Source organism: Cytobacillus massiliigabonensis, assembly GCF_900199725.1.
Lineage (GTDB): Bacteria > Bacillota > Bacilli > Bacillales > Cytobacillaceae > Cytobacillus > Cytobacillus massiliigabonensis.
The window spans coordinates 1,165,201-1,178,326 of sequence record NZ_LT904904.1 but is presented as its reverse complement, the minus strand read 5'-3'; the positions used below and the strand labels follow the sequence as shown (position 1 = coordinate 1,178,326).

At 38.0% G+C, this 13,126-nt stretch carries 15 protein-coding genes; 2 read left to right on the top strand and 13 right to left on the bottom strand.

All coding sequences use genetic code 11. The features are described 5' to 3' along the window. Nucleotides 1-76: 76 nt before the first annotated feature. From C1726_RS16965 to C1726_RS16945, 5 genes are all read right to left on the bottom strand, one after another. Nucleotides 77-877: a DUF1444 domain-containing protein gene (locus C1726_RS16965; protein WP_102274228.1), complete on the bottom strand. Its 801-nt coding sequence runs from the start codon at nucleotides 875-877 to the stop codon at nucleotides 77-79. Nucleotides 878-963: 86 nt separating this feature from the next. Next, the gene (locus tag C1726_RS16960; protein WP_102274227.1) at nucleotides 964-1,281 is read right to left on the bottom strand and encodes a thioredoxin family protein; all 318 of its coding nucleotides are present in this window, start codon (nucleotides 1,279-1,281) and stop codon (nucleotides 964-966) included. A gap of 136 nt (nucleotides 1,282-1,417) precedes the next feature. Then, the gene (locus tag C1726_RS16955) at nucleotides 1,418-1,924 is read right to left on the bottom strand and encodes a hypothetical protein (RefSeq protein ID WP_102275840.1); all 507 of its coding nucleotides are present in this window, start codon (nucleotides 1,922-1,924) and stop codon (nucleotides 1,418-1,420) included. Between the two features lie 144 nt (nucleotides 1,925-2,068). Continuing rightward, nucleotides 2,069-2,578: a DUF84 family protein gene (locus tag C1726_RS16950; protein ID WP_102274226.1), complete on the bottom strand. Its 510-nt coding sequence runs from the start codon at nucleotides 2,576-2,578 to the stop codon at nucleotides 2,069-2,071. A 99-nt stretch (nucleotides 2,579-2,677) separates the two neighbouring features. Then, the gene (locus C1726_RS16945) at nucleotides 2,678-3,751 is read right to left on the bottom strand and encodes a M42 family metallopeptidase (protein WP_102274225.1); all 1,074 of its coding nucleotides are present in this window, start codon (nucleotides 3,749-3,751) and stop codon (nucleotides 2,678-2,680) included. A gap of 163 nt (nucleotides 3,752-3,914) precedes the next feature. Between C1726_RS16945 and C1726_RS16940 the strand changes: the two genes are divergently transcribed. Continuing rightward, the gene (locus C1726_RS16940; RefSeq protein WP_102274224.1) at nucleotides 3,915-4,229 is read left to right on the top strand and encodes a PepSY domain-containing protein; all 315 of its coding nucleotides are present in this window, start codon (nucleotides 3,915-3,917) and stop codon (nucleotides 4,227-4,229) included. Nucleotides 4,230-4,282: 53 nt separating this feature from the next. Here C1726_RS16940 and C1726_RS16935 read toward each other — a convergent pair whose 3' ends face one another. Together C1726_RS16935 and trmB are read right to left on the bottom strand one after the other, a co-directional pair. Next, a complete protein-coding gene (locus C1726_RS16935; protein ID WP_102274223.1) occupies nucleotides 4,283-5,122 on the bottom strand; it encodes a YtnP family quorum-quenching lactonase in 840 nt (279 codons plus the stop codon). Between the two features lie 140 nt (nucleotides 5,123-5,262). Next, the gene (trmB, locus tag C1726_RS16930; protein ID WP_102274222.1) at nucleotides 5,263-5,901 is read right to left on the bottom strand and encodes a tRNA (guanosine(46)-N7)-methyltransferase TrmB; all 639 of its coding nucleotides are present in this window, start codon (nucleotides 5,899-5,901) and stop codon (nucleotides 5,263-5,265) included. 169 nt (nucleotides 5,902-6,070) lie between these two features. Here trmB and C1726_RS16925 point away from each other — a divergent pair, with 169 nt between their 5' ends. Further along, nucleotides 6,071-6,349, top strand: coding sequence for a YtzH-like family protein (locus tag C1726_RS16925; protein WP_102274221.1), 279 nt, complete (start codon nucleotides 6,071-6,073; stop codon nucleotides 6,347-6,349). Here the strand turns inward: C1726_RS16925 and C1726_RS16920 are convergent. From C1726_RS16920 to dat, 6 genes are all read right to left on the bottom strand, one after another. Continuing rightward, nucleotides 6,337-7,125, bottom strand: a complete 789-nt coding sequence (locus C1726_RS16920) for a phosphotransferase family protein (protein WP_102274220.1) — start codon at nucleotides 7,123-7,125, stop codon at nucleotides 6,337-6,339. The genes C1726_RS16925 and C1726_RS16920 overlap by 13 nt on opposite strands. 221 nt (nucleotides 7,126-7,346) lie before the next feature. Further along, nucleotides 7,347-9,503, bottom strand: coding sequence for a type I pullulanase (gene pulA / locus C1726_RS16915; RefSeq protein WP_102274219.1), 2,157 nt, complete (start codon nucleotides 9,501-9,503; stop codon nucleotides 7,347-7,349). Nucleotides 9,504-9,528: 25 nt separating this feature from the next. Beyond that, nucleotides 9,529-10,476 (bottom strand): diacylglycerol/lipid kinase family protein, encoded by a 948-nt coding sequence (locus tag C1726_RS16910; RefSeq protein WP_102275839.1) that lies wholly within the window; start codon nucleotides 10,474-10,476, stop codon nucleotides 9,529-9,531. Nucleotides 10,477-10,511: 35 nt separating this feature from the next. Next, nucleotides 10,512-11,501 (bottom strand): nuclease-related domain-containing protein, encoded by a 990-nt coding sequence (locus C1726_RS16905; RefSeq protein ID WP_102274218.1) that lies wholly within the window; start codon nucleotides 11,499-11,501, stop codon nucleotides 10,512-10,514. A 37-nt stretch (nucleotides 11,502-11,538) separates the two neighbouring features. Beyond that, nucleotides 11,539-12,111, bottom strand: coding sequence for an RNA 2',3'-cyclic phosphodiesterase (thpR, locus tag C1726_RS16900; protein WP_102274217.1), 573 nt, complete (start codon nucleotides 12,109-12,111; stop codon nucleotides 11,539-11,541). A gap of 157 nt (nucleotides 12,112-12,268) precedes the next feature. Then, nucleotides 12,269-13,126, bottom strand: coding sequence for a D-amino-acid transaminase (gene dat, locus C1726_RS16895; protein WP_102274216.1), 858 nt, complete (start codon nucleotides 13,124-13,126; stop codon nucleotides 12,269-12,271).

The following is a 13,126-nucleotide window of genomic DNA, read 5'->3' as shown; positions in this document are numbered from 1 at the left end:
TTCGCGAAATTTGGAGAAAAAAAAGAAATAAGACAAAAAGGACCACTAATTGTGATCCTTATATAAGTAATTGTATTTATTTTTTTTGATTCTTCCCAAGGATAAAAATTGGTTCGAATTCTCCATTTTCATAAAGGAAGGATAAAGCCGTAATCGGGACACGCCCGCTCGCGAAAAAGCTCATTGTTAACTCTGCTAGAATGTCGTACCCTGTCTCATTCTTAATATCGGCAATGATTAAGACATCCTGATGGGGAACAGCTACCGCCATTGAGCCTTTTACTTTTTGCTCCATCTTCTTAATAAATGGTTCATTTAATATTCTGCTTGCATCATAGCCATCATTTTTATTTAGAAAGTAATACGTATTGCCTGCCACCTCATCACTTTTCATTTCAGTAGGTAGGGAACGGACATTAAATAAGGCCGTTTCCTTGATTCTATCGTGAACCCAGCCTTCTTTTTCCATGAGCTTTGCATCGATTAGCCGGTAGGTTTTGCCTAAATCAAGTGCATAATAGATTCTTGTTTCCGCTGTATGCTCATCAAATAAGAATGGTACCCCTTCTTCGGATTCAGTTGGAAATGAGGTTGAACGGATGACGGGAAAGATGCTTTTCTCCTGCCCTGAAAGCTGAATGTCTCCTTCCATTGCTTGAAGACCTTCTTCCACATAGTAAACCACTTCATCTATCGCCTTTTCCTTTTGCAACTCCCATTTAGCAATGATTCCTGGCAGAGATATTGTAATTCCTTTACCTGTCTGTTTATTTTCAACCCTGAGTTCATCTTTCTTCTTATCGAAAGAAAAGGAACGATTGGAATTTGTTAATCGTTTTTCTAATTCCTTCTTCATTTTTATACTATCCATTTTCATAAAAAGTCCCTCCTTACAGGAGCTATTCAGCCTTAATTGTACATGAAAAACCTCCCATCGCAAAAGGATGGGAGATTAAACAGATTCTATTTGCTTAGACCTTCAATAAAGTTCTCAATTTCTTCTTGGGTTTTACGATCCTTGCTTACAAAACGTCCTGTTTCCTGTCCATCTTTAAAGCCAATAAAGCTCGGTATCCCAAAAACCTCTAGCTGAACACACAAATCAATAAACTGATCCCTATCAACATAAATAAACGTGTATTCTTGATATTTTGCTTCAATTTCAGGCAAAATAGGTTCGATGATGCGGCAATCCGGGCACCAATCTGCTGAAAACATAAAGATATGTTTCCCATTGTTCTTAAATTGTTCAAACTGATCCATTGATTCAAGCTTTTTCATATTTAATTCCTCCTATGCGGATAATTTTGCCATCTTAAAAATCCATCCAATTTTTCATCATTTAATCTGATCATAACAAAATTCTAAATCGATGAAAATAAATAAAGCGAAAGGAGTATGACCCTTCCGCCTTATTTTATTTCATCGTTACTGAATTTACAATCTCACTCATAATTGCTGCATCGGATGACAATTGCTTTGTTTTCGACCGGGAAGTAATTTTTACACCGCCAACACCAATAGTCATTTCATTCATTTTTTTATCTTTATTCTTAATTAATAAAAACCCAAAATGCTGATCTTTTTCAAATGTTTCGTTTAAATCATATTTTTTTTGCTTCATCGTCGCTTCATAAACCACTTTACTTTCTGGCCCCTCATGCTGATTATAGAAAAGAATATATGTCTTTGAGCCATTTTTTAAAATGATATTATTAGGCGATTTTTCTTTTACTTCCACTCCAAAAGGCAGATAAAATGAAATATCCTCATTTTTGTTATTTGCTTCTTTTGGTGTACCTTTGAATGCCTCATTTACAGCATCCTTAGCAGCTTTTTGCTCTTCTTTTAAAGAAGCGGAACAAGCACTTAGCAGTAAAACGACAGTAAATAAGAGCAAGGCAGCTTTCGATATGTTTTTCATACTTTTTTCCTCCTTGCTGGGAAATCCATCATCCTTTTCTATCATACATTTCTTCCTAATAGTCTGACAACCCTTCATTTTGAATGATCAGGCTTATCATAATAAACATAATAGAAAAAGTGGAAAAACAAATGGCTTATTTCGTCATTTCTTCCGATATTCATATTGCCCGATCAAAAGCTTCATTACGTGTGAAAACATTTCAGAGCGGCTAATTTCCCCATCTGTAAAAATACCGATTGCCCCCTCTTTTTTCCTAATATCATTTTTATTTGTAAAGGCGTCCATCACAGGACCAAGTTCTTCACCTGCTGCTAATTTTTCTGCAATAGCATCTGGCAGTAGAATTCTCGCTCCCCCAGCTATAATCGGGGGTTTTCCTTTCTCTGCAAGTGCACCCCAGTTACATAAAAAAAGACCATATTCAGTTTTTTGTACGCCGCCTTCCAGACCAACACCAATTTCACCGTCTCCTGCTTCTAAAGCACCGTATGCTCTATTAATTGCACCCTTGATTGTTTCTTCATCAGAAAATGGCTGATCGTTCACCCCAGAGGGAATATCCAAAGTTGTATATTCTGCATCATACTTATGAAATATATCTTGAACTGCCTTTATCTTCGCGGGATTTTTTGATCCAATCATGATTTTCATGATAGTCACTCCTTTTTAAGGAAATATTAAACTTTTATGTGCAGCTCATTTTATTTTACACATAAAAAAGAGGCAAACATAATGTTGCCTCCCAAAAGCTTAGCTGTTTTGTCGAATGGTTTCAACTGTTGTGCGATCACATGCTTTCACTAACTTGACTATTAATTCTTTCGCAGCTGCATAATCATCGATATGAATGATCGAGGCATGTGTATGAATATAGCGGGAACAAATCCCTATTACTGCACTTGGGACTCCTTCATTAGAAACATGCACACGGCCTGCATCTGTACCGCCTTGAGAAACGAAGTATTGGTAAGGAATCTTATTCGATTCTGCTGTATCTAAAACAAATTCTCTCATGCCGCGATGAGTGACCATTGAACGGTCAAGAATTCTTAGAAGGGTTCCTTTTCCTAATTGGCCAAATTCATTTTTATCTCCTGACATATCATTTGCAGGGCTCGCATCCATTGCAAAGAATAAATCAGGATTGATCATGTTAGCCGCCGTTTGTGCTCCTCTAAGTCCAACCTCTTCCTGAACCGTTGCTCCTGAATAAAGAATGTTCGGAAGTTTATCATCCTTCACTTCTTCAAGCAATTCAATTGCTAATCCGCATCCGTAACGATTATCCCAAGCTTTTGCGAGAATTTTCTTCTCATTTGCCATCGGTGTAAACGGACAAATAGGGACAATTTGCTGTCCTGGCTTAATACCTATTTTTTTTGCATCCTCGCGATCATCTGCACCAATATCAATCAGCATATTGCTAATTTCCATCGGCTTGCTGCGCTTCGCCTCATCTAAAAGATGTGGTGGAATCGAGCCAATGACACCAACCACTGGTCCATTATCTGTCATAATTTGTACTCTTTGTGCTAACAGGACCTGACTCCACCATCCGCCAAGTGTTTGGAAACGAATCATCCCATTTTCAGTAATGGAGGTGACCATAAAACCAACTTCATCCATATGTCCTGCCACCATAATTGTGGGACCATTTTCGTCTCCTTTTTTCACACCAAAAATACCGCCTAGCTTATCCTGAACTACTTCATCTGCGTACTGGCTAAGCTGCTCACGCATAAAATTACGGACGAGATGTTCATTTCCCGGCACACCTGGCAGTTCGGTTAATGTTTTGAAGAGCTGCAATGTTTTTTCGTTCATCTCTTTTCTCCTTAAATTAGAATAATATTATGTATTCTTTTATTTTACAGAACTTTCACAGCACTTGCCACTAATTGAGTTTTTAACATCTCGTAATTTTTGGTAAGATGGATAAGGAGCTTAAGAAAGAATAACGTGATATTTCTTTATGGGGGTGTTTCATATGAACTGGAAATCATTTTTATTAGGTGTGGGAGTCGGATTAGCTGGCGGATATGCAGCAAGGGAACTGTTAGCCCAAAAAACATCAGTCTCTCCCGAAAGAGCTTTGGCCAACGCAAAGGAAGCATTCAAGAAAGATGGACCGATTAGCGGTTCATGGATCCAAATGACGAAGGAACCCTTTGAAAAGGGACATTTAGTATATGAAATATATCGGGGAGGCATTTCTAGAAAAACCGGTGAAACGCACGAACAATTTGAATTTATCGCGGATGCTGGGACTGGAATCATACTCGATGCTTACAAACTATCCTAATAAAATGAAAAAGTCCGCTGAGTAATAAAATTTCACAGGCGGACTTTTTTCAATTATCGAACTCTCTCTACTTTATCAAGTATATTCCCATTCTGATCCCACTTAATCGCACGATAAAAGGCATCATGATAGAAAGTGAACCATGCATTTCTACCTAAACCATATTCCATCCATTTCTGTTTAGCTGCTATTGAATCCATTGGATAGTCATCATAGGCAAGTACCCATAACACATTTTGATGGGCATGTGTTGGCATCGTATCCGCCATATGAATTAGCGTATTATTCCCATCCTCAATGACAAGAACCGAGTGTCCATCACTATGGCCTCCCGTATGTACCATTTTGATCGCTCCAAAGGACCATTCCTTTTCAAATACAACGATTTGCTCTTGAATTGGCTCCCAATTTTCTTTCCAATATGTATTTCTTGACCGGATATTCGGGTTCCTCATTTCCTCCCATTCAATATTCGATACAATAATTTTTGCATTTGGAAAGACAGAGATAAACCCTTCTTCAAAAGGTTTTGTTAACCCGCAAGCATGGTCAAAATGCAAATGTGTCATTAAAATATAATCGATATCAGCAGGAGTTATACCTTGTCTTTTTAGGTCATCCTCCACATTAGATTCCTCAAGAGCACCAAAATTCCTCTTCTGTTTTTCACTAAGTTTTCCATTTCCTAATCCTGAATCAACAAGAATATTTTTATCCTCCAATTGAATTAGGATGGGATCGGTGCGCAGCTCAATTTGATTTTTCTCGTTACACGGATACTTTTTAGACCATAAAGGCTTTGGCACAACACCAAACATCGCACCTCCATCTAAATAGTTTACTCCTCCATGCAGCCAAGTAAGCTTTATATTGTTTAATTGTAGCATCTCCATTTCTTTCCCCCCTCACAATAATATTTTAACATTTTGAAATATATAAACAATCATACAGCAAAAAAACCTGAAGGGTTCATGCTGTCAAAAGGAATCCAGAGTATGGATTCCAATGCTGCCAGCTACCCCACAGGCAATTTTTATCGATATTGAACTTCACAACGATAAATACGGTTACCCCTATTAGAAAACTTCTCTTCGTATTCAGTCATAATATTTCCTTCAAAATTACTATTATGAAGGTCTAGACTTACATATTTCAACAGCAAGCCATATTCTGAAAAGCTTGTAAGAGAATACTCGAATAATCCTTGATTATCTGTTTTAAAATGGATTTCCCCTTGATCAACTAAGATATCCTCATAAATTTTAAGGAAGGTTTTGTAGGTTAATCTTCTCTTTGCATGACGTGATTTCGGCCATGGATCCGAGAAATTTAAATAAACTCTATCTACTTCACCCTTTTCAAAAAAAGTATGAAGATCATTTGCATTTACATTCATAAGTTTAATATTTGGCAGTTCAGCTTCTATGATATGGTCAAGTGCTGTAACAATCACGCTGTCCTGTAATTCAATTCCGATATAGTTAATATCAGGATTCGCCTTTGCCATTCCACTAATAAACCGGCCTTTTCCCGTGCCAATCTCTATATGAAGCGGCTGCTTTTTATCAAATACTTCGTGCCATTTCCCCTTCCATTGATCAGGGGATTGAATGACATATTGCGGATACTCAGCAAGCTTTTCCTTTGCCCAAGGTTTATTTCTTTGTCTCATACTTACACTCCTATAAAAGTTATATCGATCAAACATTATCATGCTAATGGCAGTGTTGCAACAAAAAATATTGGTAAAATAACTACCCCTTATGAATCATGCATAAATCAAAAAAGGAACTCACAACCTAAAGTGAATTCCTTTTATTATAGTTGAAAGGGTGACGATCATGCCAATCAGTCAGCAGGACCAGCTAAATTTATTAAAAGATATATTGAGCAACCATCAATCAGATTGTTGCGGATCCGTATCAGAATGTGAACAGCTTGAACGATTAGTTAAATCATTAATTAGCAGGCCAAATGTAGATCAGCATGCAAAAACAGTTTTAGAAGAAATATATAATTACAGTCAGAATGGAATTAACTCTTCCCAATTGGACAATCATATCGAAACACACCAGCAGGAATTATCTGGATGGGTAGATTCAATTAATCAATTTTCATAGGTACTATGAAGTTCTATAAGGAATTGGATCCATCTATCCATTTCCTCAAAACGGCTTTTACTTTTATGCCATTGAATGGAATTTATTGATTGTGCGATTACATACCATTTCATTCTCAACAGCAAATTATCTGTAAGTGTTAAACCGTATCGATTAATCCAATCATCCCATTCATGTTTTGGGATATACCAATACAATAGCATGCCAAGATCAATAGCAGGATCAGCTATCATTGCTCCATCCCAATCAATTAAATACAGCTGGTTGTTTTCAGCTAGCAGCCAGTTGTTATGATTGATATCGCAATGGCATACGGTCATCTCTTCACAATGAATATTATCGATCTCTTTTCTTAAAAACTTAATTGACTGAGCAATTACATCCATAGCCCTTATTTCAGCATCCAGCTCTTCTTCAATGATTTGAAGGATGATTTCTGGGGTTAATGGGGATTTCCCTAGCCTTTCGAGCATGCTAAGTAAAGGCTTGGAGCCATGGATCTTTTTCAGCAGCCTGGCAACTCGTTCATTGTTCATGTCCGCCTGCTTCAGTTCTCTTCCACTTTCCCACTGCTGAGCAGTGATCACGTCTCCATTTTCCAGTCTTTTTGTCCAAATAAGCTTAGGAACAATTCCCTCAGCGGATAGTACAGCAAGAAATGGAGATGTGTTCCGTTTCAGAAACAGCTGCTGCCCATTATGCTTAGCAAAAAAGGCTTCACCTGTCGCCCCACCCGCGGGAACAATCTCCCACTCAATACCTAATATATGTTCCAAAATTGTTCACCTGCTTAGTAGAAAAGCGCAAGCGCCTAGTTAATCCCAACTAACACACAATTTCCTTTGCATTTAGGGTAAGCAGCTTTCGCTAGACAATCTATTTCAAAATAACTTTTCCATTTCAAAAAATAAAGATAGCTATCGCTTTACGATCACCCAATAGCTATCTTTATAAATTTTATCTCTTTCATGCTTTTAACGTCAAGCTTATTTATTTTTCACTTGCTGACAAGGACGTACGAGCATATAGGCGGCAACTCTAGCGTATCTTTTTCTAGCTTCCTTTTCGGCTTCACATTCGCAGTTTGGTCATCTGCAAGTACCAGCCATTGACCATCCGGAAGCTCGACAGTTTTTTGTGAGAAGGCAGGATTAAAAAATACAATAATCTTTCTCCAATCCCCATATTCATCAACATCTTTTAAAAGAAATCCGATTACTGGCTTTTCTACAGGAAGAAAACACATATGCTCACGTATGAGCTTCTGTTTAGAGAATCGGAAGGCGCCATATGATTTACGAATCCGAATTAAACCACGCAGATAGATAACATTCGCCAAATAATATGATTTACGATCCCAATCAAGCTGATTTATTTTATCGGATGAGCGATAACTATTTCCTTCCCCTCTCTTCGTTCGAAAGAACTCCTGCCCGCTATGCAAAAAGGGAATTCCTTGTGAAAGCAGTACCATTGCCGTTGCAAGCCTATGCTGCTTTTGCCTTGTTTCTTTACTTAGTGATGCGGAACAGACTGCCAATTTATCCCAAAGTGTGTGATTATCATGCGATTCTACATAATTGACCGACTGAACAGGGGAAAAAAATAATCCATCTTCAGGCTTTTCCAGACCAATACTTCCCGCAAGAACTTGTTTGGCAGCCTCATAATAGTCGTCATTTCCAAATGCATAGCCTTTATCATCTAAATGAAATGTACTCCCTTTAACCGTATCCCTGAACTTATCATTAAAATGGGCAATTCCTGGAAGGCTATCTTGGTTGCGAATACAGGCCTTCTTATCTGCGGGAATAGGTGTATCCAAATCCCATCCTTCTCCAATAATAAGAATGGAAGGATCGATGGAATCAACTGCATTTCGAATTTCATTCATCGTTTCTATATCCAAAATGCCCATCAAATCAAATCGAAAGCCATCTACTTCGTATTCTTTCAGCCAATACATAACAGAATCAACAATAAACTTTCTTCCCATCAGCCGCTCTGAGGCAAAATCATTGCCCACACCTGTTCCATTGGAAGGCATTCCAAATTCATCATGGCGAAAATAGTAGCCGGGAACTATGTTTTCAAAAGATGAGAACTCTCGAATATATACGTGATTATAAACAACATCCATTATTACCCTTATACCTTGTGTATGGACCGCATGTATCATTGCTTTCAATTCATTTACTCTTGCATATGGATTAGAAGGGTCTGTAGAAAAGCTGCCATCAGGGGCATTGAAATGCAATGGATTATACCCCCAGTTATATTCACTCGTAACCCGTCTTTCATCAATTCCTTCAAAATCATTAAATGGAAGAAATTCAATATGGGTGATACCAAGTTCCTTTACATGCGTAAGTCCTGTTGGCGTTCCATCAATAGCCACAGTATTCAGCTCTGCAGCACCAAGATATGTGCCTTTATTCATAATTCCGCTATTTGAATGGATCGTTAAGTCCCTTATGTGTGTTTCGTAGATAATTGCATCGGTAGGTTGTTTAAAAAGGGGAAGGGGGGGTTTTGTCACTTTTGTTTTGTTTAGGTCAATGACAGCAGCATATTCTCCATTGAGGCTGACCGACGTAGCATAAGGATCGGCTGCCTCTCTCCATTCTGAATTCACATATACTAAAAAGGAATAGTAATAGCACTCAAGATCTCCGTTTACTGTTACGTGCCATACCCCTTTCTCCTTTCTCTTCATCGAATGAAATATTTCATCTTTGGATGTACCATTTGGCAGCAATTTTAATTTCACCTTCGTTGCAGTAGGCGCCCATAGCTTAAATAAAGTTCGATCTGAATGATAAAAGCAGCCAAGAGTTCCATCATAGAAAAACTCTTTATCAAAAGCAGCTGTGCGTATGACAGCGCCTATTTGCAAGTCTGTTTTCCCGCCATGCTCATCGTATACCCAATATTGTTCACCAATTATTAGTTTTCCTTCTATCTGACAGATGTATTTAATCATACTTTCTAACGGTATTTGTTTAATAACTGTCAGAGAAAGATGCTCCTTCCCATTCATTTTACTAATAAAAAAGCGTGAAGAATTCCCTCCGAAGTAATCATTAGGAAGTAAGATCGTAATGATTTGCATTTCATCTAAGTAAGCATAATATTTCCGATTAATCGCTTTCACAGATCCTACCTCCAATGTCATGTATTTATTCCTGTCCACTTGCCTTTGAAAGGATTGGAAGGAATCTTTTGCATGTAATGGTTGCTAATGGTGTACAGCCAATATCCTCACCATCTGCATGTGCCTGTATCGGATCAGGCGAAGTAATTTTAATCTCACTACCAGTAAACGTCTCCACTTCCTTGAATGTAACATGTCCTCCCCAAAAAACAGTAATAAATACAAATAAGAGCTTCAATCTTGATAAATTATGGACAACAGTAATATTTAGCTGACCATCAAAAGGGGAGGCTTTTGGGGATATTTTCATTCCTCCGCCATAAAACGGCTGATTTGAAACGGTTACAAACCAAGTGGAATGAAACGAATACCGTTTCCCATCTACAATGATTTCAATGGATGATCGTTGGTAAGTAAATACACTTTTCAGCAAAAAATAAACATAGACCAGCTTTCCTAGGGAAATGCGGTTTAATAACTTTTTAATTTTTGAAAGGTTTACCTTCCTTGCAATATGAGCATCCAGTCCAACACCCATATTATTCACAAAGTAGATATCTTTCTCGTCTTTCTTGTTTATTAGACCTAGATCAATTAATAAGGATTCTTCCTTCAATTGTGTTAAAAGGTAGTTAAGCGCAGCAACTGGATTTCTCGGGATGCCATATCCCCTAGAAAAGTCATTTCCAGATCCGCCAGGAATATATGCAAGATGGATATTGCTGTTGACTGCAGCCCCATTCACAGCCTCATGCATTGTCCCGTCTCCTCCAACAACGACGATGACTACATCTTTCCCTGCCTCTTTTCTGGAAATGAACTGAACAATCTCCTCTCCATGGCCAGGATACGCTGTAAAAAAAGCCTCATATGAAATATTTTGTTCATCAAGTATCTTTTCTAGTTTTCTCCAAACCTTTTGACAACGGCCATTTTTCGCCTGAGGATTAATGATAAAATAGAGATTTTCCATCACATTATTCTACCTTCTATATAGACTTTGTCCAATTATTCTTCTTCAGCAATCTCCCACTCAAGCCTTCTGATTGAAGACGTTTGGCAATATTGCAGTAAGCCTTGGGCCGCTTTGAGCTGTACATGTTTAAGCGGGGAACGAAGATTTCTCAAGCTATTAAACCATTCCTCATAATTCCTTTTTTCAACCATTTGGACATCAAAGGGAGCTGCAGGGTGGTCAATATATCCATTTCTGCATAGAACAGCCTTATGTATCGGTAAATCAATATCATTCATGCGGAATATTTGATGAACAATTTTCGCAGTTCGATTCAATGCTAATAATGGATTTAACACCTTTTTCTCTTCCCCATTCACTCGTTTTACCCAGAAGCGTTCTTTTGATCCAATAAAAACAGAAGAATCTTCTTCCTCAAGAATACTAATACACCAGACGCCTGTCGGGCTTAAAATTATTGTTTCTACTTCCACAGGTGCTTTTTTCAATAAAAAAAGCGGTAAATAGAGAACGAGAAACGTATCAGGAAATCGTTGAAGAAAAAACTTTAATCTTTCATCATAATAAAATCGTTTATCCACAAACGATTTTTCAGTCAATGTAGAGCTCGCCCATTTCATTTGAAAGCGAAATAATTGATCTAGGAATTGATGTTTTAATTCTTCCACTGTATCCGGACGATAGGTAAAGTTTGTTTCGAATTGCAGAATGGCTTCCTCTCCGCTATCTTCGCTGTCATGTTCCATTTGCTCTATGTTTAACAAATCTTCCTCTTCATTATCCTTTTTGCCCAGCTTCCATAGCCCTTTTAGCTTATTTATTAATGGCTTTTTCTCTTCTTCAAGCCAATCAGGATTTTCCTGCTGTGACTGGTTCATAAAAAAAGCATCCTCATTGTTTTCCCAAGCAGCTTTAAGCCTGTCCCATTGCTGCTTTTTAAGCCTAACATAGCGGGATGGATATAAATATATATTTTGTTCATAACGTGAAACGTAGTCTTGCATTTTAATTAACTGTCCCATTTATCATTGCCTGCCTTGTCATTTCTCTAGTATTTATTTATTCTGTCAGCAGCGGGAATGCTGCTATTTTTTCATATTTGGGGGTTCGATCGAAATGTGTTTGATACAAAGCAACTTCTTTTGCTTGAAAGGGAAGGGATGCTTCCTCAAACGGATTATTACTTTCTAAAAGATCCTCCTCGAAGGGAGTGCTGCCAGCCCATTTTCTCGCTAGTGTAATATGTGGCTTAAAGGCCCTCGTTTCTAATTCAAAACCAGCTTCCAGGCAAGAGAAAAATACGCGTTCACGAAGCTTCAATAATTTATCCTCTTTCACTGTATCTGCCCAAAAGATTCTAGGAGAATCCTTTTTCCCGAACACGCCAAGCTTATTAATATGAAGAGAAAAGGAGCTTTGTCCATTTAACTGTTCTACAACCAGCTTCTTTGCTTTCTCAAGCTTGCCATCTTGTGCAGTGCCTAGAAATGCCAATGTGATATGATAATCATCCTGATGAACCCAACGTTGAAAAGGGAGCCTTTCCTTTATAGTTAAGCATAGCCTACTTAACTCCTTCTTTACTTCCTCTGGTAAGCTGACTGCAAAGAAAAAATGAGGTTTCCGATCCATATCCATCCTCCATTGAATGACAAACATTTGCACTTATTTTAGCAGAAGTTGATGGCAGGTTCTACTTTATTCAGCGGTGATGATGGATATTTCGTCCAGAAAGAAAAAAGCAAGCAACCATTCCATATGATAATTGCTTACTTTTTTCATCAAATATTTAGCTAATGGTGCCGCATTCCTTTTCAATTTCTTTAACAAAGAGCTCTTGTAGACTCTTGGTGATTGGTCCTAGGCTGCCATCACCTACTTTCGCTCCTTCTATTTCAATGATAGGTGTAATTTCTACCGTTGTACCTGAAAGGAATACCTCATCTGCATTCTTTAGATCATCAAGTGTGAAAGGAGTCTCAGAACAAGGAATATCATTATTCCTGCATATATCCAAAACCTTCTGCCTCGTAATTCCGTTAAGAATTAAATTGTCCGCAGGATGTGTGATTACTTTCCCATCTTTAATTATTGAAATATTGGACAAGCTTCCTTCCGTTACCACTCCATCACGGTGCTGGATTGCTTCGAAACATCCTGCCTCCACAGCTTTTTGCTTTGCCATTAAATTCCCTAATAGATTTAAGCTTTTTATATCACAAAGAAGCCAACGAATATCCTCATTTAAAATCGTCTTTACTCCTGTTTTCATATTATCAGCGGGTCTCCCAATTTCCTTTGAATACGCAACAAAGGTTGGTGAAACATCACTTGAAGGAAATGCATGATTTCTTGGGGCTATTCCTCTCGTCATCTGCATATACAAAGTTCCTAGCTTCAGCTCGTTTTTAGCAATTAACTGCTTAAGCAGCTGCTTTAATTCAGAAACTGTATAAGGAATCTTCATTCCAATTTTCTTGCCGCTATCAATAAGGCGTTCAAGATGCTCCGTACCTGTAAACATTTTCCCGTTATATACACGGATTACCTCATATACGCCATCTCCAAACTGGTATCCGCGATCTTCGATATCTATTTTTGCTTCTGAACGCTTAATGAACTCTCCATTTACAATAACGTATGTCAT

Coding starts and splice junctions, on each gene's coding strand:
- C1726_RS16965 (WP_102274228.1), bottom strand. CDS start 877: ATGAAAATGGATAGTATAAAAATGAAGAAGGAATTAGAAAAACGATTA.
- C1726_RS16960 (WP_102274227.1), bottom strand. CDS start 1,281: ATGAAAAAGCTTGAATCAATGGATCAGTTTGAACAATTTAAGAACAAT.
- C1726_RS16955 (WP_102275840.1), bottom strand. CDS start 1,924: ATGAAAAACATATCGAAAGCTGCCTTGCTCTTATTTACTGTCGTTTTA.
- C1726_RS16950 (WP_102274226.1), bottom strand. CDS start 2,578: ATGAAAATCATGATTGGATCAAAAAATCCCGCGAAGATAAAGGCAGTT.
- C1726_RS16945 (WP_102274225.1), bottom strand. CDS start 3,751: ATGAACGAAAAAACATTGCAGCTCTTCAAAACATTAACCGAACTGCCA.
- C1726_RS16940 (WP_102274224.1), top strand. CDS start 3,915: ATGAACTGGAAATCATTTTTATTAGGTGTGGGAGTCGGATTAGCTGGC.
- C1726_RS16935 (WP_102274223.1), bottom strand. CDS start 5,122: ATGGAGATGCTACAATTAAACAATATAAAGCTTACTTGGCTGCATGGA.
- trmB (WP_102274222.1), bottom strand. CDS start 5,901: ATGAGACAAAGAAATAAACCTTGGGCAAAGGAAAAGCTTGCTGAGTAT.
- C1726_RS16925 (WP_102274221.1), top strand. CDS start 6,071: ATGCCAATCAGTCAGCAGGACCAGCTAAATTTATTAAAAGATATATTG.
- C1726_RS16910 (WP_102275839.1), bottom strand. CDS start 10,476: ATGGAAAATCTCTATTTTATCATTAATCCTCAGGCGAAAAATGGCCGT.
- C1726_RS16905 (WP_102274218.1), bottom strand. CDS start 11,501: ATGGGACAGTTAATTAAAATGCAAGACTACGTTTCACGTTATGAACAA.
- thpR (WP_102274217.1), bottom strand. CDS start 12,111: ATGGATCGGAAACCTCATTTTTTCTTTGCAGTCAGCTTACCAGAGGAA.
- dat (WP_102274216.1), bottom strand. CDS start 13,126: ATGACATACGTTATTGTAAATGGAGAGTTCATTAAGCGTTCAGAAGCA.